The sequence below is a fragment of the Chryseolinea sp. H1M3-3 genome (assembly GCF_029360725.1).
Lineage (GTDB): Bacteria > Bacteroidota > Bacteroidia > Cytophagales > Cyclobacteriaceae > Chryseolinea.
The window spans coordinates 266,842-288,980 of record NZ_JARKMY010000018.1 but is presented as its reverse complement, the minus strand read 5'-3'; the positions used below and the strand labels follow the sequence as shown (position 1 = coordinate 288,980).

The window sequence follows — 22,139 nt, the reverse complement described above, 5'->3', positions numbered from 1 at the left end:
TTGATCTTAAGTTACTACTTCCAGGTGCGCTTAACAAAAGAACCATTTATTTTTTGGAAACCGGATGCGCCATTTCATGCGGTGTATGCCGGTCAAAACTCAAATGGTTAAGGATTATTCTTTACGCCTGTACGCCTTTGCCATTGCTGAATCCCTATGAATAAAATTTATCGCAACTTTTCGCTTACTACCAAACTGGCGACCTTGTTCTTATTTGCCGCATTATTGCCAGTGGTGGTACTAAGCTATTTCGTCTATGTTACCAAAGATATGACGAGCTATTGGAAACTAATGGTTGGGATTGGAGGATTAATGATTGGCTATACCATAGCGGCCGTATATTTTTTGCGCAATTTATCGAACGGAATAAAGTTGATCGAAAAAGCTGCGATGGATTTAAGTCTAGGCAAGGTTACCCCTAACGGACATGCCGGAAATGTACCGGAATTGACTTTGATCGTGAATAAAATCTGTCAGGTCCAGCACGATATGGAAGTAAAAACTCAATTCGCGGAGCAGGTAAAAGCAGGGAATTTGGCATCGGATTATACGCCCAGTCACGAGCAGGACCACCTAGGTAAAGCGCTAATAGCCATTAAAGAAAATTTAAAAGATATTAATCAAGAGGAACAAAAACGAAAATGGGCTTCGGAAAGCCTGGCTAAATTTGTTCAAATACTACAGTCGGCTCAAAATTTAAATGCACTTTCAAACGACATTATCATTAATCTGGTACGCACAATAAATGCAAACCAAGGTGCGATTTTCATATTGGGCGAACAGAATGATAAACCGATCCTGGATATGCAGGCGTGTTATGCTTTTAACAGGTCAAAACATTTAACACAGAAAATTGCTCCAGGGGAAGGGTTACTGGGTCAGGCTTTTTTAGAAAAAGAAACTGTTTATCTCAAGGATGTTCCGGATAAGTTTATACGAATTACTTCCGGTTTGGGCGAAGCCAACCCGCGGTATGTTCTGATTGTTCCCCTCAAGATGAATGATGATGTTGTGGGGATCATCGAACTCGCTTCCTTCAAAGAATTTACCCCACATGTAATTGAGTTTGTAGAGAAGATGGGTGAAAGTATAGCACATTCAATTTCATCTTTTAGGATTGCCGAGAATACCAAAAAGTTGTTGGAAGAGTCAAAGGCGCAAACAGAAGAAATGCGGGCGCAGGAAGAAGAACTTCGACAGAATCAGGAGGAACTCCAGGCAACACAGGAAGCGATCAGCAGAAAGTATGATATGCTTTTTAAGCAGTTGGGTGAATTGAATAATCAATCAAAATTCGATCAGCTCAAATCCATTACCTTTACCAAGAAACGCAACATCGAATATTATTTTGATATCATTCGAAACCAAATATTAACGTTTGCCGAGAATGCGATGGTTATTGAAGCGACTAACGCGTTTGGAGCTGCTTTCTTTAATATCGATGTCAATTTGCCATTCGAAAAGTTTAAAGAAATTGAAAAGGATGTGAAGTCCTATTATGAAAGAGATTTTATTCCGAAGTTAAATGAATACGTCAGTGCAGAATTAAAATCCGCGGTATATATACCTAAAGACACCAGAACACTAATACTACAACATCAATACATTTCAAATAATCCTCACCCAACAGGTAGCAAGTCGTTACTAAATTATGTACAAGAAGGAGGCGCGTATAGTAGCGTGCATGCTTCTTATCATTCAATATTTAGAAGTTTTTTAGAAAAGTTTGGATACTATGATATTTTTTTGATCGATGCGGCTACCGGCGATATGCTTTACAGTGTATTTAAGGAGGTCGATTTTGCAACTAATTTATTTCATGGCTTATATGCTGAAACGAATTTTGGTAAAGTTGTAAAGCAAGCGGTTGAAAGCACAGATAAAAATTTTGTCCGGCTGATTGATTTTGCGCCCTATGATCCGTCCTATCATGCACCGGCATCCTTTATTGCCACGGCGATATACGATGGTGATAACAAGATTGGTATTCTGGTTTTTCAAATGCCCATCAATAAAATAAATCAGATTTTAACGGGCAACAACAAATGGCGTGAAGATGGGCTTGGCGAAAGCGGTGAAACGTTTATGATTGGAAGTGATTATAAACTTCGATCCATTGCACGACGATTAATAGAAGATATGGATGGCCATTTGTTGCAGCTGAAGAAATTGAATTATAGCAATCCTACCCTTCAACAAATTCGTAAAATGCAGACCAGCATATTAATGGAAGAAGTAAGAACTGAGGGAATTGGTGATGCATTGAAGGGAAATGCAGGAACTTCGCTGGAGTTTAATAGCAGCGGTGAAAAGATCTTGAATGCCTATGCACCGTTAAATATCCCGGATGTTCAATGGGTTATTGCATCAACGATGAAGGAGGAGGAAGCTTCTTTAAGGATAAAAAATCTCAGAGAAGAAAATTTGTGAGCCACCCCTCGTACACAGTTGACATGCAAAGACGACTATTGTCCACTTGAATTATTCTTTCGCTTTATAGTCAGTTAGAAATGGGTGATCGGGTTGACCAGTGATCGACTTAGACTTTATCAAATCGGCCAACGTATTTGTAGAAAGTATTTTTAGGGTTTCATCGCGCACCTGGCGAAAGAGATGATTAATTGTACACTGCTCTTCATTCTCACATAATCCGCAGGATTCATAAAAATTCAGAGACACACATGGAAGCATAGCCACTGCGCCATCAATAGCTCTTACCACCTGTAGAATAGAAATTTCTTCTGGTTTCTTTTTCAAATAGTAGCCGCCACCTTTTCCTTTTTTGCTGCCCAGGATGTTGTTATTCTTCAAGTCAAGTAGAATTGCTTCAAGGAATTTCTTTGGGATCTTCCTTGAGGTAGCAATTTGCGATATGAAAATCAAGCCTGAATCCTGGTGTTCCCCCAGGTAAATCAGCGCATGCAACGCGTATTGACACTTCTTTGAAAGCATATACTAAGTTAAGTGTTCATGCCAATTTATTTTAAATATCACCATGAAATTCGAATTCATTCTAAGGCTTAGGCAGATTTAGTTAAAATTCACGGAACATTTCCTTTTTGCGAGGCATAACACTGCATTTCAGGGCAACTCAAAACTTTCAAAACAACAAACCCCGGAAGATTTCTTCCAGGGTTTGTTGTTTGCGGCTAACGACCAGCCATGGTGTGACGGGTAATTCGTTGATTAACCTAGGTAGTTTGGAATATTGGACAAAAAAACCTCCGTAATCAAAATCGGGTTCCCGGAAATGGTAAAGAACGACCTGCGTGCCCACAGTTCATTGACGCGGGCAATTTTTTCAATCTCAGCTTTATAAAAATTATTGTGGACTAACAGATCAAACAGCAGTTCATCATCACAGGTAACTCGCTTTACTTCAAATTCACTTCGTGTTAATGTCGGATCCTGATATAATAATGTTTCGCCAATCGGCCGGTTGCCCAAGTTATCCAATTCATTTTTTTTGAACTGATAAGTGGACTGCGGCATCGTTACTCGCGCATATACTACTGGATTGCCGATGTCACCGAGATAGGTTTCGCGAACAAACCCCTGACCGGCATCGTAACATTTCAATGCAGCTACTTCATCTGCATATAAATCCTTTACTTTTTGGTCAGTCACTTCGACGGAAAAGTTCTCACATACCTTTCGCAAAGCCTGGCTCAGAATATACGGCTCCGATAGCCATTTTCTCACCGCTTCAGGAATATGATCCAAATTGGCTGACGAGATAGGTTTCCAGTAACTGAAATTTTTATCTCGGTCTTCCGGTACTGGCTTGTAAGCGATCAATCCAACGCGCTCACGTCCGTCCATTCTGATACCTTCCGGTAATGGTCCTTCTTCCTCACCAAAGTACCTTGCTTCTTTCACAATGAATCCGGTTTTTTCAAACACCCATATAAGATCATCCAAGTCAATGTGATGTATTTGATTAGGAAGATTTTTGTAGATAGCGGGATTTGAACTATAACGAGAAAGATCATCGATACTGCCGGCCCACCGCATTCCCTTCTTTTTTTGTTCTTCATACGTAGGTATAAAAGAGCGAACGTGATCGATATACGGTGTAAAGCTTACGACAAATGCTTCACCGCCCGGAACGAGCCAATCATAAATTTTTTGAATTCCGGCTTCGATTTCAGTTCCACTAAGAAACGGAAGTACCTGTGACATGTACACTGCACTGAGAGAGTCAGGCAATAAATCAAAGTGAGGAAATCTTTCCCGTAATGTTATTAATTGATTACGAAGCGGCGTGTTAACGGCATTAGCAATGGAAAGTAAATGTTTCTCCTCGATATCAACAGCAATAACTTTAGCGCCAGTAAGGAGCGCCGGAAGTGTTGCCACTCCATAGGCTGCTCCGATATCCATAACTGGTTTTGACGCCTTTGCGGCTGCGTTGATGAAAGCCTTTCCAAAGGAAGTAAGGGTATAGGTAAAACCTTTTTTATTTTTTGTTTCTACTGCAACTTCAGCTGGATTTGCAATCTCGCGCGCGGCTTCAATTCGGTTCTTAGTGTGTACTGCAATTTCTGTTTGCATATATTTTGGGGTTTGTACCTAACTGGAATTTATAGACAATTATCATAAACGTTCCTTATTTAAGATTCATGAACCATTGTTTTGCAGCATTGATGTCACCAAACATTTGAACGTCCATTTCAGCCTTCTTCTTGGTTGTGTTGTCGGCATAGCGTTTAACGGAAGCGTTGCCGAAAACATTTTCAGGCAATACAAATGCAACGTGGTGGATGCCACCTTTCAACGCGCGGGGATTCCATTCATCTGCAACCCACTGGGTATCCTTATCGGGTTGCACTACATGCTTGCGTGTGTCCGCTAACCAAAGGATTTTTCCATTGCTTGGTTTTTTTTCAATCAGATGATCAAGACCCTTGTTTAGAAAGGTGCGGAACTGTTCACTGCTCATGAAGCCGTTAAAGGTTGCAGTGATACATGGAACAGTTGAGTCGTACTCAAGAGTACCATACTTTTCTTCGAAAAGTTTCATAATTGTTTAAGTTGGTTTGTTAAGAGTTGGGTTTATAAAATTTAGTCAACGTCAACGTGTGACATTTTAATAGCGCTATAAAATTGTATCAATTTTTTTTCAAAATTTTTATCACTACGCGAGAAATATTACTTCAACTTCAAACGGTTAGATTTAAAAACTTATCTAACAAAATCACTTCTAGCAAGCGCTTGTTTTTCCTTGTCGGCAAACCAAAGTTCAGCCCTGTTGGCGTTAATGAACTCTTTACGCAAACGGTTTTTTTACTATGAAAGTGAACGTCTTACGATGAAATTATTGATGCTTATGATAAGTGAGAGGTGTAGTCTGATCGTTACTTGATAAATCAATTTTACAAAATAAAAATATGTTAGTAAGCAGAATACGTGTTAAAAACTTTGAAAAAAATTCATTTACATTTTAAGATAGTACTTCATTTGTACCGATAATTTTTTTTTCACCTGTTACTTATTTCTCAATGACTTATTTCTTTATCCCCCTGAATCCAGGGGGATTTTTTAATAAAAAAAATTAATAATTTATTAACTTCAACATTTTGGAAGAATCAAACAGCTTCACCTTTAACGTTTCAATAATGCAATCAAAAGCATGGCATCTGGCGCAAATTAATATTGCTAAAATGATTGGTGACACGATCACGGATCCGGTAATGGAAAAGTTTGTGGCCCAGCTTGAAGAAGTTAACTCGCTCGCAGAAGCAAGCCCAGGATTTGTATGGCGACTAAAAGATGAAGGGAATAACGCGACCAATTTTAATCCCTACCATGACAATCGCATTATCGTCAATATGTCGGTATGGGTATCGTTGGATCACCTGATAAAATTTGTTTATCACGGTCGACATGCAGAAGTTTTGAGAAGCAGACGCGATTGGTTTATCAATTTCGGAAAACCCTTCACTGCTCTATGGTATATACCGGCTGGAAAAATTCCCTCGATTGAGGACGCTGTTGAAAGACTTCAATCATTACAAGACAATGGTCCCACTCCATTTTCTTTTGATTTTAAAACAAGATTTCCTGAGCCCGAAGTTCCAGGAGTCTAATCAGTCGATGCTTATTCGGTAGCGATTGGAACACGCACCAGTGTTTTGTCCCAGGCGATATCCATACTTATCCCTGAAGAGTCTGGCTCAAACGAAATCGTTAATTGCTCTATTTCATTCGGAGATGGCACGACAGGAACCTCTACCTTCAAGACATCCAGAGCGTAATTAGGTTCGAAGTAACCAAACTTTCCCAACTCACTGTTCAGCGATATCTGCCAGGAATCAGCGTGCGGTACGGCATACATTCTATAACTGCCCGCCTGGACAGGCTTTCCTCCAAAATTGACATTTTTGTTAAAAGTGATCTCGGTTGCCTCGTTCGCACCCAACCGCCAATACTTGTCATACGGTACGAGTGCTTCATCCTTTGCTTCCCCAAATATTAAACGGTTCTTTTTATACGGCCGACAGTAAACTACTCTAACATCCAACCCCTGGTGACTAATAGTTTTTGTTTCACTCGGACTGTGGGAACGGGTTGTAAACATGCCATATAAAAAGTAGGCAATGTAACCGACCAGCAGAATACCAAGGATGATGAATATTTTCTTCTTCATAGATGCAGCGTTGGGAGAAATGAAGACCGAATATATGCATAAGTGTGAGGAAGCGTATACGATTGCTTTATAATTTTGGGCGCAAAAAAAATATCCGGCCTAGATACTGGCCGGATATCTTTAAAAATCCTCATTCAATTCTATCCGTAAACTAAATCTCACGAGGAAACCAATCCCTTCAATTCATCAAACCTGTGAAAAGATTAGATTACGTTTGTTTGATAAAATTTCCTTTGGACTAGACATGGTACCTCCTTTCTTTTAGTTGAACATAAGCGACGGGTATTATTCAGATATCTTAGAAGTTCGCCTTCGCCGATAACGACTGCTATCGAAACATTAACACGGTGTTGCTGCAAATCGTTTAACAACTCAAAAAAATATTTTTTGAGTGGGAAACTGCTCTCCCCGAATTAATAAACCTTGTACTGATCAAAACAAAATTACTCTGAATGACCCAAATGGGGAATTGATTGCTGCTGAAATAGCTGCTTGCTTTGTTTTTATGATACGCCACGTTCGCGAATCAATAATTTATCAATTAAACAGACTTTCATTTAACCAAAGAATTTTTGTATGCAGAAGTCCTTATTCACACCAGGTACCCTTTTATTATGTATGGTGGTATCTACTATATTCATTCTTGCTTCGTGTTCGGACGATGATGAAACTAAAGTTGTTCTGCCAGAAGTCACCAGCATCAACCCGTCGGAAGGACCTAAAACCACGGTTGTTACTATTTCCGGTTCAAATTTCAGTACATCCCTTGCTGAAAACGAAGTTACTTTCAACGGTAAACCGGCTACCATCAAAGCTGCGACTGCAACGCTGCTCACGGTCACAGTTCCTTCAGCTGCAGGCAGTGGCCCAATCGTTGTGAAGACAAAAGGACAGACAGCCACCAGTACACCTGAGTTTAAGTTTCAATGGATGGTGAGTACCCTCGCTGGTGGCGTTGCAGGTTACATCGACGGCCCTGCGGCAAGGTTCAATGCACCAAGCGGCATCGCAGTGGATTCCTCAGGCAATACTTATGTTACGGATTTTGGAAATCATGTGATCAGAAAAATAAATTCATCTGGGCTTGTAATAACATTGGCCGGTAGTGTTGCTGGCATTGCAGACGGGCCGCCTGCAACAGCAAAGTTTTTTTTTCCAAATGGTTCCGCTGTGGACGAGCAAGGTAATGTTTATGTCTCTGAAGAAGGTACTGCTCGCATTAGGAAGATTACGCCCACCGGAGATGTTAGTACCTTTGCCGGCGGTACCGTTGGAAACGCTGATGGTACTGGTACGGCAGCCCAATTTCAAAGTCCGAGCGGCATCACGTTAGATAGGCAGGGGAATATCTATGTTGCTGATCAATATAATCATCGAATCAGGAAGATTACACCAGCAGGAATTGTAACTACCCTTGCAGGCAGTACACAAGGCAGTATGGATGGAACTGGTTCGGCAGCGCAATTCTATAGACCAACTGGAGTCGTTGCAGATGCGCAGGGAAATATCTTTGTTGCAGATCTTTTTAACCATAAAATCAGAAAAATCACCTCGTCGGGGGTTGTCACTACGCTTGCCGGTAGTACGGCTGGACTTACCAACGCGACGGGGACTGCGGCGAAGTTTGCATTCCCGGCAGGCATCGCGCTGGATAAAGATGGAAACCTTTATGTGGCTGATTCCGAGAACCATGCCATTCGAAAAATTACCCCTGAGGGAGTAGTAACCACTTTCGCCGGAACTGGCGTACAAGGTACTGATGATGGAACCGCAGGAACATCAAAGTTTTCATATCCTCGCGAAATAGACATCGATAATGAAGGAAATGTTTATGTGGTGGAAGCGGGCAGTCATCGCATTCGAAAAATTGATTAGACTCAAAAATGTTATTGCGTTTTCTAACATAACGTTTAGCTATGATGGCGTCGTGAAATAAAAATCCAGATGACTATGAAAATTTTTTTAATAGTATTCGCACTAACGACAAGTTTTCATAATTCATTTTGCCAGGATGAAACACTTCAGAAGGCAACAGAATTGCAGACGGCAGTCGGAGAAAAAACTGGTGCCGCAAAAACAAGCTCCTCCGGCTATTACCTGAAAGCAATTATTAATGGAAAGGAATGGATTGCCAGCGATATGTCGATTGATAAGGACAATTCAAATATTGTTGAAGTACAGGGTACCAGAGGAAATACCTTTATAAAATTTAATCTATATAAGCCCGCACAGGGAAAAGAGAAAACTTTTAGTGACACCAGTCCGGCCACCTGGTCAGACGAATCAGAAATGGATATCTATGTGGGCAAAGATGGTAGCGTTATTGTCACTAAAATGGATGAGCTCTGGATAGAGGGAACTTTTTCATTCACTGGAAAAAATAGCTGGAAAATAGTTCAAATTACAAACGGCATTTTTCGTATACCGAATCCCAAACAGTTCAATCAATAATTATCGCCAGCCAGGAGCGATCCAGCGGCTCGCGTCGACGTATCACCCCAAAATTTTAATTGGGTTTAGTCACGTTTAGCTGGTCAGCATTGTGGTGCTTAAACTCTACTTGTTTTCAAGATTTTCGTTTTGTTAAACCTTTCCTCACATCTGACGTCGTGTATGTTTCAAACATGAAACGGCGCTGATCTGCGTGCAATTTCGCCTGTAGTTTAATAACTTATTAATATGAATCCATTGGAGGGAATCTAACCGTGCTGGTTTGAAACCGCATTCGATTTCGAGAGGAGCCCAAGATCTGTCAAAACGAATGGCTAGCTGTGGAGAACAACTTTGTAAGTTTTTTATGCATTTGACGAAAATTGCAGTGGAAAGCGTTCGCCCAAACAGGAACTTTAGTTTTAAATTATTATGCCTGCTGGTGCCCGCTTTTGTATGGTTTTTTTTATGCCCGGCGCCGGCATTTTCTCAGGGTATTAAATTTGATCACCTTTCTGTCAAGCAAGGTCTTTCACAGGGTAACGTACTGGATATACAACAGGACAAGTTTGGGTTTATATGGATCGGCACTGAGGATGGACTGAACATGTTTGACGGCTATACTTTCACCATCTTCAGAAATAACCCGAAAGATTCTACCAGTCTAAGTAATAACAATATTTATTGCCTCGAAGAGGACAAAGATGGAAACCTTTGGATAGGTACGCAAAATGGCCTGAACTTTTATGATCGACGATCAAATATATTCCAACGTTATTTTAATAAAACTGATGATAAATCATCGCTGACAAATAATACCGTTCTTTCTCTTTGCATCGATAGCCAAAATAATTTGTGGATTGGTACCGCTAACGGACTTTCATTTTATGACATCGCTAAAAAACAATTTACCCAATATGTTCAAGTGGATGGTGATTCAACATCTTTGGCAAACGCCGAAGTGAGGAGTGTCATTGAAGATCATGCAAAGCGTATTTGGGCAGGTACTTCTGGCGGACTTGGAATGTTGAATGCTGACCAAAAAACTTTCACGAATTATGTGCATGATCCGAACAATGGTTCGAGTATTAGCAGCAATAAAATCAGAACACTTTTTGAGGATAAAGACCACTCGATATGGGTGGGCACATTTGATCAGGGACTCAACAAATTTGATGAAGGCAAAAAGATGTTTATGCGGTTCATGCACAATCCGGAAGATGAATCGACATTGCCATCACAATTCATTCATGAGATGGATCAGAATTCCGTCGGTGAATTTTGGGTCGCTACCGACGGTGGGCTGAGTCTTTATAATCCGGTCAACCGCACATTTACTTCTCACAAATCTGATTCTGAAAATGAAAGCAGTCTCAGCAGCAATATCATCACAAATATTTTCTTTGACTTAAACGACAGGCTATGGGTCGGAACACGCTTTGGTGGTGTTAATGTATATGACAAGGAGAAGTATGCCTTCTGGCATTTTAAACATAAAGTGAACGATCCGTTTAGCATGAGCGGGAATACCGTAAATAGTTTTGCGGAGGATGAAATCGGAAATATTTGGATAGGAATTGATGGTGCTGATCTGAATTATTATGATCGAAAGAAGAATCAGTTCATCCGTTACTTTCACGACCCGGCTAATGGAAATAGCATCTCCAGTAACAAAGTCCTGTCTGTCAAACTTGATCGCCTTGGCGGTTTGTGGATTGGACACTGGGCTGCTGGGCTCGATTACTATGATCGCAAAACGAAAAAGTTTAAGCATTACAAACACGACGAAGCTAACCCAAACAGTATTGGTGATGACAACGTATTTCACATACTGGAAGACAGCAAAGGCAATCTCTGGTTTGCAACCTTCGGAAAGGGCATTAGTAAATACAATAGGGACACCGATGATTTTAGAATTTACGCTCATGACCCTAACAATACAAATTCCTTAAGCGGAAACACCGTAATCTACCTATTAGAAGATCACCTGGGAAAAATATGGATTGCTACCCGACAAGACGGTCTTGACATGTTTGATCCGGAAACGGAGACATTCACGCATTACAAATTTGAGGGAAAGCCTGGAGACTTATCTGACAATGCTGTATTCGACCTCTTTGAAGATTCAAAACAAAGACTTTGGGTAGGAACCAATGGTGGAGGATTGAATCTTTTCGATCGCGAAACAAAAACATTTAAAGTATATCGCCAATCTGATGGACTTCCCAATGATGTCATCATGGGATTATTGGAAGACGATCATCATAACCTTTGGATTTCAACAAATAAGGGTCTGAGCAAATTTAATCCCGACAGCGGCGCGTTCAAAAACTATGACGAAGGTGATGGATTACAAGGCAATCAATTTAATCGTTGGTCATTCAAACGTCTTGCTACAGGTGAATTATTATTCGGAGGTGTAAATGGATTTAATTTATTTGATCCTAACAAGATTCGGGATAATGCTTACAAGCCTCCTGTTTATATAACAGATTTCAAACTTTTTAACAAGGCTGTTAATATTGGAAATGATGAGATCCTGAAATCCAACATCCTTTTTACAAAGGAAATTGACATGCCTTATTCTCAGAATTTTTTCTCATTTGAATTTACCGCACTCAACTACCGTCAAACTGAAAAAAACCGCTATAAATATATTATGGAAGGATTTCAGGACGAATGGATTGATGCCGGCACGGAACGTAAAGTTTCCTACACCAACCTTAGCCCTGGTGATTATGTTTTTCGTGTAATTGCTTCGAATAATGATGGCGTATGGAATAATGAAGGAGCCTCGATTAAAATTCACATCATTCCGCCTTTCTGGCGCACCGCGTGGTTTATTACGCTGGTGATCGTTACCATTACTTCCAGTGTTGTTGGATACATCCGCTATCAAAAGAAAAAAGCAAAACGTCAACAAGAAGAACTGAAAGCAGTGATTGAAACACGTACCGGTGAAGTTCAGAAACAAAGCGAAGCCATTTTGAAGAAAAATGAACAGGAGAAATTTCAAAACTGGATCACCCAGGGGCTCGCAACATTCGGTGACATCATCAGTAAACACAAAGGAAGCCTGGATGAACTCTCCAGGGAGATTTTACGAAATTTGGTTACCTATGTCCAGGCGAGCCAAGGCACAATTTCAATTGCTAACAAGGAAGATGACACCGATGAACATTTGATGGTTTTATCCACGTACGGTGTAAATCAGGAACGACTTAAAATAAAGAGGATTGAAGTTGGTGATGGGTTGATTGGCTCGACTTACAAGGATAAAGAAAAAAAGATTATGACGAATCTCCCTGATAGCTACATACAAGTAGCGTCAGGGTTGGGTAAAACATCACCCACCACATTGGTACTGCTGCCATTAAAAACTGATGACGGCGAAATACAAGGTGTAATTGAACTGGCATTTTTGAACGAAGTATCAGACGTAGTGCAAAGTTTTTTAGATAAAGTAGCCAGTGTGATTGCATTAAATGTTCACGCCGCAAATCTGAATTACAAAACCACACGATTGTTGCAACAATCCAAAGAACAGACTGAAGAACTTCAGGCACAAGAAGAAGAGATGCGTCAAAATATGGAAGAACTGGAGGCAACTCAGGAAGAGCTAAAAAGAAGAGAAAAGGAATACCAGGATAAGATACGTCACCTTGAGTTGTCACTAAAAAAATGTAAGGAGAAGATTGATGCCAGGAATGATGAAGCGAACCTTTAATCTTTAAGAAGATAGTCCAGTGCAATCGATGATGACTTAGAACAATCAGAACAACGAATTCTTGATGTACCTCAAAACGTTCACTTGTCTATCTGGTAGTCAGAAATAAACCAGGTTTCTACTGCAGTGGGATAATTAATTTTAATGCTTCTATATTTTCTAACCTACCGCATCAATCAAAATCCACCAGGTCTCGATGTGGCATCGTCGTTGATATAGACCGAAATTATTGATGTTCTCGGGAAAACAAGCAGCGCTTATCAAGTAGAACATCCGTTTCAATCTCTTTCAACTTCGTTGATATGATAGGAGCTAGCAATGAGAACTTAAAGACCTCGTTAAAAAATGGCTCCGTCTGCATATCAATAAACACCATAAAGATTAAAAACTCCTTGTCTGAAGGTTCTTAAAAAATTGTAATATTTTCTCTTCTTTTCGATATCCAGGTCATACAGAATATTCTTTATCGTTTCAAAAGAAGTATTGATTTTTTCCATATAAAACGCAGCGCCGAGGCGTAAGGCATGAACTGCGGTATTAAGATTAGATTGTGAAAGCATGAAAAGCACAGGGATGTCCCGGTTGATTTCCTTGATAAGACGCAAATAATCAAGACCCGTATTTTCTTCACCCAAATCATGGGAAAGGATAATCAGCAAAGGATTTGAAGTTAGGTGGTTCATCATTTCCGAACCGGTGGCAAAATAGGTAACGTCGAAATCTAAGGCTTCCAGGTGCAGTCGAAGTTTCTTAGCTGAAAACGGATCATTGTCAACGACGAAGATAGTTTTGTTTTTCATAGTCCTTTGCGATTTTGATCTTGTTGTATCGATTGCAAATGGCATGCAAGTAAGTTTCTGCCATGCAAACGGTGTTTTTTAGGGTTAGGTCGTCTCATTTTGGTATTAACCTTAGTAAAAAGGGATTCCCCTCTGAATTCGGAGAACGTTTATCGATAAGATGAGTTTAAAAGCCGTGGTTTGACTAATCATCACGGCAAATGTTTCGTCGATATATCCCCAACATGTTGTCTTTGATTTTTTCGGGTACTTCGCGTCACAAGGAATTCGATGTAATAAACCTATGCGTTGAGGCAACCCAATTCACAATTCCCTTGTATTAACTACAAAAGCAGTTTCATTGGAAGACCATACTGATCGAACAACTACTATCCTAGCGGGGTGTAAGAAACTGCACCGAGAGAGCCAGAAAATGCTCTACGAGGAATATTACGCATACGCCCTGAGCATCTGCCTGCGCTATGCTGACAACCGCGACGAAGCATCAGAAATCTTAAACGATGGGTTTATGAAGATTTTCAACAACATTAAGCTTTTTGATTTGAGCAAACCTTTTAAACCCTGGCTTCGAAAGATTATGGTGAACACCGCCATTAACCACTTCCATCAAAAACAACGAAACATTCAGGCATCCGAAATAGAACAGGCACGGCATGAACCTGATTCGGAGAACATTATATCCGGGATTTCCTATCAGGAGATCATTGCCATGTTGCAGAAGTTGCCACCGGCCTACCGTACTGTCTTTAATCTGCACGTACTGGAAGGTTATAAGCACGAAGAGATAGCACAGATGTTAAAGATAACAGTAGGAACATCCAAGTCGAATTTATTTAAGGCAAAAGAGTCATTAAAGAAAATAATGAACGATTTTTTTGAAGCAGACTATGTCGAAAAAGAGTGACGATAGTATTGAACGGATTTTCCGTCAGGCATTAACTCAGTATGATACCACATTCCGGGAGAGTGATTGGTTGAAGATGGAGAAAATGCTGGATGAGGAAGCGAACAGAAGGGCTGCGGCGCGTTCAAAAAGATTTAAGGGTACTGCCTTTACGCTGATTGGCCTGACGGGGCTTATCATCGCTGTCTATTTTTTGGCATTTAAAAATCCGTCTGATTCAATCGCACGATTGAACGATTCAATTTCTGGAACGCAGGCTACGGGTGATCTCGGTAAAAAAGAGAATGTGCAGCAAGAGAATCCATCTGCTAGCCTGCTTTCTAAATCTTCGGAACCTGATTCTATTTTAGAAAAAGTCGGGAAGGATCAACCATCAGGCAATAAGTCTTTGGTAACTCCTCAAACTAAAAAAGAAACGTCAGTACACCAAAAGAACAGCACCTGGGATAATCGAGTTCAGGATCCACTCCCCATAAACTCACCGTCAACCAAGGAAAAACATCACATTACAAAAGCTGAACCCTTGGCTACGAATCCTACGCTGACAAGTCAGGATCGCAAACCTATGCCCGGTATTAAATCAAATGACAGACCGTCCTCTACCGAGAATGATGGGTCGGCCCCACTACGTAATTTATCCGATGATCGGAAGCAATTCGCTACATCCAAACAGCTTGAAACAGCAGAGGGAATTAATAAAGTAGAAGGCGAGGTCAGCTTGCAGCCTGATGCGCCGAGTAGCAATATTGAAAAATCTCAGGCAGAAAATTCATCTTCAGACAACGAACCGAAGGATGTTAACATAAACGAAACGGCTGGACACTCACTCGTTCGAAAAAATATTCCCACTGATACTGTCGGGATTGAAACGTCAGACCCGGAAAAGCGAATCGTGTCTTCAAGTCAATCTCCTTCATCCGATCCTTTCGCGAATCAAACAACACCGAAGGATACGATTTTAAAGGAAATGTCGACGGAAACAATTCCATCAGACTCTCTTTCGAGCGCAATGGAAAGCGCGAATAAAAGAGAGAAAATAAAACCTGCCGCACGTTGGAGCGTGGGGCTGATCTTTGCTCCTGAATTCAGCATGACAAGTTTAACAGAATATTCAACGCCTGGTGAATCCTTAGGACTGCGCATAGGTTACCAGTTAACAAACAGGTTTAACATTCATACCGGTCTTATACGCAGCAACAAAAAATATATTGGTGATGGCAATGATTACGCTCCGCGAAATCCTTTGTATTGGCAGATTAGGACAAACGGAGTGGTGCCAGAAGAAATTGACAGCAGGTGTTTGGTTTACGAACTTCCGGTAGGCATACAGTTCGATGCTATTCAAACCGAAAAATCCAGGGTATTTATCGCTGGTTCTATTTCAAGCTATTTTATGATTAGCCAGGCTTATGATTATACTTTCGAATCACCTAACCCAGGAGCAGACAAGGGATGGAGAAGTGCGGGATCGGAATCTTACTGGTTCAATATAGGCATGGTGTCAGCAGGATATGAACGTTATGTTTATCGGTCCTTTGCCATTGGCATCGAACCGTATTTGAAAATCTCATTGTCAGAGATCGGCTGGCCTAATGTAAAGCTTTTCAGCACCGGTGCGTATGTCACCTTGCGCTACAGGTTTATGACCCAGAAATAAAATATTGAATTACAACAACGAAACAATAAAGACCCAAATGAGTACTAGAAAAAAAACATTTTATGAGGATCGGTATGCTAGCGTATCCGTTGTGGAGTCGGTTCCATGTGTGAAAGTAAAATTGTCAGGTTTTCCACAGGGTAGTGATCATTACCAGTATGTTCAGACTAAGTTACTTGAAACCATTCGAAATGAGACGAGAAATTATTGCAGATTACATTTACTAACTGATAATACTGAAGCAGGTATGGTGTTGGATGAGGATGTAACGTATTTTAAAAGTAATATTATTCCGGCGATGGAGGAGGCAGGGATTCGTTATCATGCCATCGTCCTTCCACAGAATTTTTTTGGAAAGGTCATTAAAACACAAACGGCTTTCAGTAGCCGTAAATTAAAGGTGGCATATTTTGATAGCGTTACCCGCGCATCAAAGTGGCTAAAAAAGCAGTAATAAAATCTTGAATACAGTTTCGGTATCTTACATCGATTCTGCTGATAGCTGTCGGATTTTGTTCATTGTTCCGATGGCTATCAGGTTTCGATTATACAAGCAGTGAAAATTTCTTTGGTGCAAAAAATGATTATCTCTTAGTTAAACCAGCGATCAAATTCTGAATCAATTTGAAATTCCTGCACACCGGCTTTCTTAAGCCTGACGATATCCAGGCGGGCTGAATCCATCATGGTTGATTGATCCCGATAGTGAAATTTATTTATACTTGGAACAACGGTCACGTCGTTCTTTTTTGCCCATAATAGCTTTTCGTCATTCAAAACATTTCCGTGCTCGAATAGAAAATAGCGATTACCAGTCTCTTTGTCATTCGAGCCGATGGCTTTCAAATTTTCATAGGTGTTTCCAACTTTCGCTTTTCCGAGGAAGTACTTTCGAGACATTGCAGATCCGATTACATAACAATTAGAAAGCATATCGTATTTAACCAGCACAGATTCAATTTGCTGGCAAAATTGTTCGGAGTGAGGCTCTTTTGTATCCAGCATCAAATGCAAATTACCTTTGCACATTTTAACTAACTCTTCAAACGTAAGGGGTGAAGCGTTTCCGGGGGAGGACCTTAATTTTTTTATTTCTGATAAAGTCATCTCGCCAACTTTTCTGTCATGATTATAGAACCGTTTGAAATCGCCATCGTGCTGTGTAATCGCAATGCCATCCTTGGTTTCGCGAATGTCCACTTCGATCATCCAATAGTTTCTCTTCATTGCCTCTTGTAAGGCTTCAATACTATTTTCAGCGTGCTTATCTTCTACCACACCGCCACGATGGGCAATTAGTTTATAGTTTTTTTCATGATCTTGTACAGAAAAATTAATTGCCGAATGTACCAGCAAGGGGATGAGTAAAAAAATTGTTTTGATAAACATAAACTTTGGCTGTTGATTTACTTTTTCAGTTTGCTTTTGTAAGGCCCAAGAACAGACCATATTTCATTTTTTTCATTTTCGTCGTTGAGAATGATTACGTAATACTCGGTGCCTCCCGGCATGACTCGAACTACAATATGCCCGTCCATGCTTTTATATGATCGTTCGAGAAACGGGCCGATTACATTTTTATTGGCTTCCAGCATATTGGTTGCAAAAAGATCGCGCGGGCCGGGATAGAGAAACGTTGATGTTATGCGTCTTAGGACTTCATGCCCCGGATGATCGGATGACCATGTTTGCTGGATCCACACTCTTGGCTTAAGCGTCTTGATGTTGAATTCGTTGTGAGCATCTCTATTTCCATGGTGGTCCATCACGGCAACATCAACTTCGCCTATAGCAACAGACATGGGGCTCTCAACATCATTCCATCTTGGTGCGCCGAGATCTGCGACGCCGGGGCAATCCCCCCCAGTGTAATAGCGAAAGTCACCATAATCGATTCGCAGGGCAAGACTAAGTTGATTTTCTCCTGGAACGTATAGCCCGCTGGATAGCGGTGGAAAATATTCTAGCGTTTGATTTTCTTTTCCCGTCCAAATGGTTCCATTGGATTTTATGTTTTGAACCTGGAATGTCTTAAATTTTCCAGGATTCATTTTTAAGACAATTTGTTTATTAGTGCCGGCTTTAAATTGTTCAGTGACCATTCCATTGGTTTTGGATTGAAACTCAATGAACTTCCAATAATTAAGCATTGCGCGATAACCTTCGGCGGTCGATGAGTTAGCCATCAATTTCTTTTGAATGGAATCACTCTTTAATGCAATGGGATAGTTGTAATCGGGGTAACCTCGATCCAACAGTTTTGTGAACTTCAAATGGTCTCCGACTCCTGTAATGCCAGATAGGTAGTATTTGCCCGCGGCCGATCGTTTTGCATTTTCATAATAACTTCCAAAGTGATCGTCATGAAAGTGGGTTATCAGCGCATAGTCGATTCCTGAACCTTCCGATTTTGGATAAAAACGTTTAATATATTCCGCGATCCATTCGTGGGCACGTTTGCTGTTATCGGGGTGGAGTTTTGCGTTGCGAGGGGAATTTACTCTTTCGCTAGTTGGGTCCATTTCACCTGCGTCTACGAGCATCGTTGTGCCATCAGGGAAGATATAAAAAGCAGCGTCGCCATGGCCTGTATTGATATGATGTATGTCCAGATATCCTTCCTGCCACAGGGGGAGTGCCTTGCCTGCCTCTTGTGCCTGCGCGCAAAATATGCTGATAAATAATAGGATGAATATAAAAAAGGCTCGTGTCATGGAGTACCTGCAATGGTTACTGTTAGAAGATGTATTTGATTCCAAATTGAATATTATAGGTTGATCCGTTTTTGCGTTTCGTACCGGCGTTCTGGTTCACGGAATAGGTAAAGCTATTGGTCGCAGAATTAAAGCCAGTAACGTTGTACAATGTCGTGTTGATAATTTCCTTATAACCACCCCATTTATGATTGAGCAAATTCAAGACGTTAAACAGATCTGCACGGAGCACAAGCTTCTGCTCACGAAAGGTGTTAAATTCTTTGGAAAGACTCAGGTTCCAGCTGGAACGCCACGGCATCAGTCCCCCGTTCCAGGTTGCGTAGGAACCCATGTTTTTTTCCAGGTATTCCCTGAACTCGGGACTTGTAGTCTGCAATAATTCGCGCATTCCTGTTGCAATGTTTTCCGGCGTGGCTGGATCATTGGGGTCGTAGATGTAGGCGAGGTCATTACGAGTTGCGTCGCCATTGATGTCCTGGTTGACCGTAGCGCTAAACCTGTTCCATTGGTATAGACTAAAGGTTGTACTTACATTGAATCCATAAAATGTAGGTGACACACCGCTGATTACGAGCTTATGTTTCATGTCTTCGTTATCGTACCAATTCTTTGCATAATTTCCGTAATTCCAATAGGATCTGCCCACAGCCATGTTGTCGGTAGCGTTGCCTGAATTATATTGTGGACCACCCTTTGACTGCGCGCGCGTATAAGAAATATTTAACATACCATCTTTGATTTGCATCGATGCTTCTAACGTAAGGGCTATGTACGTGTCATTCCAGTTGGCATTCGTGAACTGAAGAACTTGTGTAAAGTTAGGAGATCGCCTTGCATTATTATAGTCGGCACGGTCTTTCCCGTTCAACGTAGCTGCTGGGACATATATTTCCCGGCCATCTTCACTGCTCAATGTGAAATCGGGTTCCCGAACTAAATTCTGATTCAGGTAAATGAAACTATTTCTTGTATTATTAAAATAGACGCCAGCACCTACGCGCAGCCAGTTCGACAAATAACGGTGGTAGCTCAGGTTAGTCTTAAACGTCATCGGCGTTTCCAGATTTTTATCCAATGCAATCACGAATGCCGGAAGGGTTGGCAGATTCAATGAATTAAGATAATCTTCTCCGGGTACATTGTTAAAATCCTGATAGTACGCGGGCCAATTGGGAGTTGGTACATCTGCATTACGCACATCCACTTCTTTAAAGCTTATTCCGTCGTCTATGTATGCCATGGTGAATGCTTGTGTCGTAAATTGAGAGGAAAACCACCCCGCCCCGAGCTTGACAATATCGGTTCCATCACCGTCGACGTCCCAGTTAATATTAAACCGAGGTTGAATATTATTGCCGTCGAATGGTTTGACATCATTTCTAATCCCTAGTTCCTGATCCAGTAACGCATTGTATCGTGGTGCCTTTGGTAAGTATGTTGCATCCCAGCGAATGCCCGCTGTTAGGCCAATCCGAGGTGTAAGATCAGTTTCTACTTGGGCGTACAATCCAAATTCATATATCTCTGGGAAAACTTTACCCCCGGCATTTCCGATTGGGATTTTCCGTGTAAACCTCCAGGGCGTATTATTCCGGAGGTCATTGATAGTTCTGTAGTGGAACTCTCCTTGCTGACGATGTGTCAACTGATCTTTGATTTGTGTAATGATGTTGTCGGTTCCAAAGGTGAATAGGTGTTTGCCTGCCCGGTACGTTGTGTTGTTAATAAATTGATAAGACGAAGATGCTATTGTTTCCGGAACCCAGTTTTGATTTCCAAAACTTACTGTTCGTTTATTGGTAGTCCCGTCTGAAAAAGTTGATTCAACTTCAACAAAGCCTTCAGGTGTACGTGGATAAATTAGCTGGTTAAGGCGTTCGTTATCCATGAAGCTAATTTTTAAATCGTTGTATAGTTTGTTGCTGAATTGGGATTTAAGGGCAAGCATAATGCTATGGTCGCGCTCATATCCTTTGTATTGTGTTGACAACAGTCCGTTGCTTTTTAATTTTGCAGGGTCATCAAAGTTTTGAAAATTATATCGAAGGGTAAGTGTATTCATCTTATTGATCTTCCAATCAAGCTTGCCAAAGAAATTATTCGTGACTCTTGCTACCTGTATTTCTCCGAACTGTGTCACGCGTGGAACGCCGTAATCATTTTCAAGAATGGAGACGACTTCCTGGAGATTCTCTTGTGTGATTCCTAGATTTTTTTCTGCTTCTTCTCTTGTAGTACCTTCATACTGGAAATCGTAGGCACGGAATGGGAACTTATTTTCGTAGCGGTCATAGGAAGCAAAAAAGTGAAGCTTGTCACGCCATATTGGTCCGCTTATACTGGCACCATATTGAATGACCCGAAAATCGCTCTTGATCTCATTGCCATTGATGTCTTTATTTCCTGTCAATACGTCGCCGGAGTAATAGCTCCAGGCGGCTCCATGGAAATTGTTTGTTCCGGACTTGGTGACCGCTTTCACTACACCACCCGAGCCGCGTCCATTGGTTACATCATATGAGTTGGTAACAATCTCGAATTCACGAATGGTTTCCATTGAAATGGGGAAGGCTCCGCCAACCGGTTCTCCAAACACGGTACGTCTATTCGTTACACCGTCCAGGAGGTAGCCTTGTGTACCTGGTTTGTTGCCGGCAATTGATCCGCCCTTCGTATGTGGTGAAAGTGCGGCTAGTTCTGTGTAATTCCTGGACGTGGTCGGAAGTTTTTGCATATCTCTTTCAGTGATTGCTAAAGAACTCCCCAGCCGGTCTTTGCGATTTAAAAACGCATTGCTTGTGACTTCGATTTCTTTCAGCACCGTTGTACCACCACTCAGAGTCACGCTCTCTACAATAATATGGTCTCCAAGATTTAAGGTGTATCCATGCAACGTGACTGGCTGGTATCCTACAAAGGTTATTTGTAGCACATATGGCCCACCAAGCGGCAAATCCTTCAAATAAAATTTTCCCTGAACATCTGTAACCGTACCTACCTGAAATCCCGTTGATTCATGCAGGGCAATTACGGAGGCGCCTGGCAACGGCTCACTATCTTCAGCCGCGACAGTTCCGGAGATGGAAGCATCGGTTCCCTGTCCAATGGCAAGCTGGATTGAAGATAACTGACTTACGATGAAAACGACAATAGTATAGACGTACACTTTCAACATAGTGCTAATAGTTTGAGTTCTTTTTAATAAGAAATGGTGATGCAAATGAATGGAAAAGATGATCCATCCGTCGTTAAGGA

At 41.1% G+C, this 22,139-nt stretch carries 16 protein-coding genes; 8 read left to right on the top strand and 8 right to left on the bottom strand.

The window, feature by feature from the left end; genetic code table 11:
* The first annotated feature begins 156 nt into the window (after positions 1 to 156).
* Positions 157 to 2,430: a GAF domain-containing protein gene (locus P2W71_RS25105; RefSeq protein ID WP_276374172.1), complete on the top strand. Its 2,274-nt coding sequence runs from the start codon at positions 157 to 159 to the stop codon at positions 2,428 to 2,430.
* A gap of 51 nt (positions 2,431 to 2,481) precedes the next feature.
* On the opposite strand, the gene P2W71_RS25100 is transcribed toward P2W71_RS25105, so the two are convergent.
* From P2W71_RS25100 to P2W71_RS25090, 3 genes are all read right to left on the bottom strand, one after another.
* The gene (locus P2W71_RS25100) at positions 2,482 to 2,952 is read right to left on the bottom strand and encodes an Rrf2 family transcriptional regulator (protein WP_276374171.1); all 471 of its coding nucleotides are present in this window, start codon (positions 2,950 to 2,952) and stop codon (positions 2,482 to 2,484) included.
* A gap of 234 nt (positions 2,953 to 3,186) precedes the next feature.
* Positions 3,187 to 4,554 (bottom strand): chorismate lyase, encoded by a 1,368-nt coding sequence (locus P2W71_RS25095; RefSeq protein ID WP_276374170.1) that lies wholly within the window; start codon positions 4,552 to 4,554, stop codon positions 3,187 to 3,189.
* 55 nt (positions 4,555 to 4,609) lie between these two features.
* On the bottom strand, positions 4,610 to 5,023 hold the full coding sequence (locus P2W71_RS25090) for an STAS/SEC14 domain-containing protein (protein WP_276374169.1): 414 nt from the start codon (positions 5,021 to 5,023) through the stop codon (positions 4,610 to 4,612).
* A gap of 595 nt (positions 5,024 to 5,618) precedes the next feature.
* On the opposite strand from P2W71_RS25090, the gene P2W71_RS25085 reads away from it, so the two are divergent.
* A complete protein-coding gene (locus tag P2W71_RS25085; protein ID WP_276374168.1) occupies positions 5,619 to 6,089 on the top strand; it encodes a DUF3291 domain-containing protein in 471 nt (156 codons plus the stop codon).
* A gap of 11 nt (positions 6,090 to 6,100) precedes the next feature.
* On the opposite strand, the gene P2W71_RS25080 is transcribed toward P2W71_RS25085, so the two are convergent.
* Positions 6,101 to 6,649: a DUF2911 domain-containing protein gene (locus P2W71_RS25080; protein WP_276374167.1), complete on the bottom strand. Its 549-nt coding sequence runs from the start codon at positions 6,647 to 6,649 to the stop codon at positions 6,101 to 6,103.
* Between the two features lie 576 nt (positions 6,650 to 7,225).
* Between P2W71_RS25080 and P2W71_RS25075 the strand changes: the two genes are divergently transcribed.
* The 3 genes from P2W71_RS25075 (at position 7,226) to P2W71_RS25065 (ending at position 12,806) form a co-directional block, all read left to right on the top strand.
* Positions 7,226 to 8,524, top strand: a complete 1,299-nt coding sequence (locus P2W71_RS25075; RefSeq protein ID WP_276374166.1) for an IPT/TIG domain-containing protein — start codon at positions 7,226 to 7,228, stop codon at positions 8,522 to 8,524.
* A gap of 75 nt (positions 8,525 to 8,599) precedes the next feature.
* Positions 8,600 to 9,100: a DUF6252 family protein gene (locus tag P2W71_RS25070; RefSeq protein ID WP_276374165.1), complete on the top strand. Its 501-nt coding sequence runs from the start codon at positions 8,600 to 8,602 to the stop codon at positions 9,098 to 9,100.
* Between the two features lie 346 nt (positions 9,101 to 9,446).
* On the top strand, positions 9,447 to 12,806 hold the full coding sequence (locus tag P2W71_RS25065; protein WP_276374164.1) for a two-component regulator propeller domain-containing protein: 3,360 nt from the start codon (positions 9,447 to 9,449) through the stop codon (positions 12,804 to 12,806).
* A gap of 362 nt (positions 12,807 to 13,168) precedes the next feature.
* Here P2W71_RS25065 and P2W71_RS25060 read toward each other — a convergent pair whose 3' ends face one another.
* Positions 13,169 to 13,606: a response regulator gene (locus P2W71_RS25060; RefSeq protein ID WP_276374163.1), complete on the bottom strand. Its 438-nt coding sequence runs from the start codon at positions 13,604 to 13,606 to the stop codon at positions 13,169 to 13,171.
* 412 nt (positions 13,607 to 14,018) lie between these two features.
* Between P2W71_RS25060 and P2W71_RS25055 the strand changes: the two genes are divergently transcribed.
* Genes P2W71_RS25055 through P2W71_RS25045 form a run of 3 tightly spaced genes read left to right on the top strand, consistent with a single transcriptional unit; the run spans position 14,019 to position 16,621 of the window.
* On the top strand, positions 14,019 to 14,510 hold the full coding sequence (locus P2W71_RS25055) for an RNA polymerase sigma factor (protein ID WP_276374162.1): 492 nt from the start codon (positions 14,019 to 14,021) through the stop codon (positions 14,508 to 14,510).
* Entirely contained in the window at positions 14,494 to 16,167 is a 1,674-nt protein-coding gene (locus P2W71_RS25050) for a hypothetical protein (protein ID WP_276374161.1), read from the top strand. The genes P2W71_RS25055 and P2W71_RS25050 overlap by 17 nt, the downstream gene beginning before the upstream one ends.
* Before the next feature lie 37 nt (positions 16,168 to 16,204).
* On the top strand, positions 16,205 to 16,621 hold the full coding sequence (locus P2W71_RS25045) for a hypothetical protein (protein ID WP_276374160.1): 417 nt from the start codon (positions 16,205 to 16,207) through the stop codon (positions 16,619 to 16,621).
* Between the two features lie 137 nt (positions 16,622 to 16,758).
* Here the strand turns inward: P2W71_RS25045 and P2W71_RS25040 are convergent, their stop codons facing one another.
* The 3 genes from P2W71_RS25040 to P2W71_RS25030 are packed head-to-tail and all read right to left on the bottom strand — an operon-like array spanning position 16,759 to position 22,059.
* Positions 16,759 to 17,556 carry a glycerophosphodiester phosphodiesterase family protein gene (locus P2W71_RS25040; protein WP_276374159.1) on the bottom strand — a complete coding sequence of 266 codons (798 nt, stop codon included), beginning with the start codon at positions 17,554 to 17,556 and terminating at the stop codon, positions 16,759 to 16,761.
* A 17-nt stretch (positions 17,557 to 17,573) separates the two neighbouring features.
* Positions 17,574 to 18,881, bottom strand: a complete 1,308-nt coding sequence (locus P2W71_RS25035; RefSeq protein ID WP_276374158.1) for an MBL fold metallo-hydrolase — start codon at positions 18,879 to 18,881, stop codon at positions 17,574 to 17,576.
* Positions 18,882 to 18,903: 22 nt separating this feature from the next.
* Entirely contained in the window at positions 18,904 to 22,059 is a 3,156-nt protein-coding gene (locus tag P2W71_RS25030) for a carboxypeptidase regulatory-like domain-containing protein (protein ID WP_276374157.1), read from the bottom strand.
* Positions 22,060 to 22,139: the final 80 nt, after the last annotated feature.

Bases quoted from the DNA above. Each gene is read 5' to 3' on its own strand.
- P2W71_RS25105 (WP_276374172.1), top strand. From the start codon at position 157: ATGAATAAAATTTATCGCAACTTTTCGCTTACTACCAAACTGGCGACC.
- P2W71_RS25100 (WP_276374171.1), bottom strand. From the start codon at position 2,952: ATGCTTTCAAAGAAGTGTCAATACGCGTTGCATGCGCTGATTTACCTG.
- P2W71_RS25095 (WP_276374170.1), bottom strand. From the start codon at position 4,554: ATGCAAACAGAAATTGCAGTACACACTAAGAACCGAATTGAAGCCGCG.
- P2W71_RS25090 (WP_276374169.1), bottom strand. From the start codon at position 5,023: ATGAAACTTTTCGAAGAAAAGTATGGTACTCTTGAGTACGACTCAACT.
- P2W71_RS25085 (WP_276374168.1), top strand. From the start codon at position 5,619: ATGCAATCAAAAGCATGGCATCTGGCGCAAATTAATATTGCTAAAATG.
- P2W71_RS25080 (WP_276374167.1), bottom strand. From the start codon at position 6,649: ATGAAGAAGAAAATATTCATCATCCTTGGTATTCTGCTGGTCGGTTAC.
- P2W71_RS25075 (WP_276374166.1), top strand. From the start codon at position 7,226: ATGCAGAAGTCCTTATTCACACCAGGTACCCTTTTATTATGTATGGTG.
- P2W71_RS25070 (WP_276374165.1), top strand. From the start codon at position 8,600: ATGAAAATTTTTTTAATAGTATTCGCACTAACGACAAGTTTTCATAAT.
- P2W71_RS25065 (WP_276374164.1), top strand. From the start codon at position 9,447: ATGCATTTGACGAAAATTGCAGTGGAAAGCGTTCGCCCAAACAGGAAC.
- P2W71_RS25060 (WP_276374163.1), bottom strand. From the start codon at position 13,606: ATGAAAAACAAAACTATCTTCGTCGTTGACAATGATCCGTTTTCAGCT.
- P2W71_RS25055 (WP_276374162.1), top strand. From the start codon at position 14,019: ATGCTCTACGAGGAATATTACGCATACGCCCTGAGCATCTGCCTGCGC.
- P2W71_RS25050 (WP_276374161.1), top strand. From the start codon at position 14,494: ATGTCGAAAAAGAGTGACGATAGTATTGAACGGATTTTCCGTCAGGCA.
- P2W71_RS25045 (WP_276374160.1), top strand. From the start codon at position 16,205: ATGAGTACTAGAAAAAAAACATTTTATGAGGATCGGTATGCTAGCGTA.
- P2W71_RS25040 (WP_276374159.1), bottom strand. From the start codon at position 17,556: ATGTTTATCAAAACAATTTTTTTACTCATCCCCTTGCTGGTACATTCG.
- P2W71_RS25035 (WP_276374158.1), bottom strand. From the start codon at position 18,881: ATGACACGAGCCTTTTTTATATTCATCCTATTATTTATCAGCATATTT.
- P2W71_RS25030 (WP_276374157.1), bottom strand. From the start codon at position 22,059: ATGTTGAAAGTGTACGTCTATACTATTGTCGTTTTCATCGTAAGTCAG.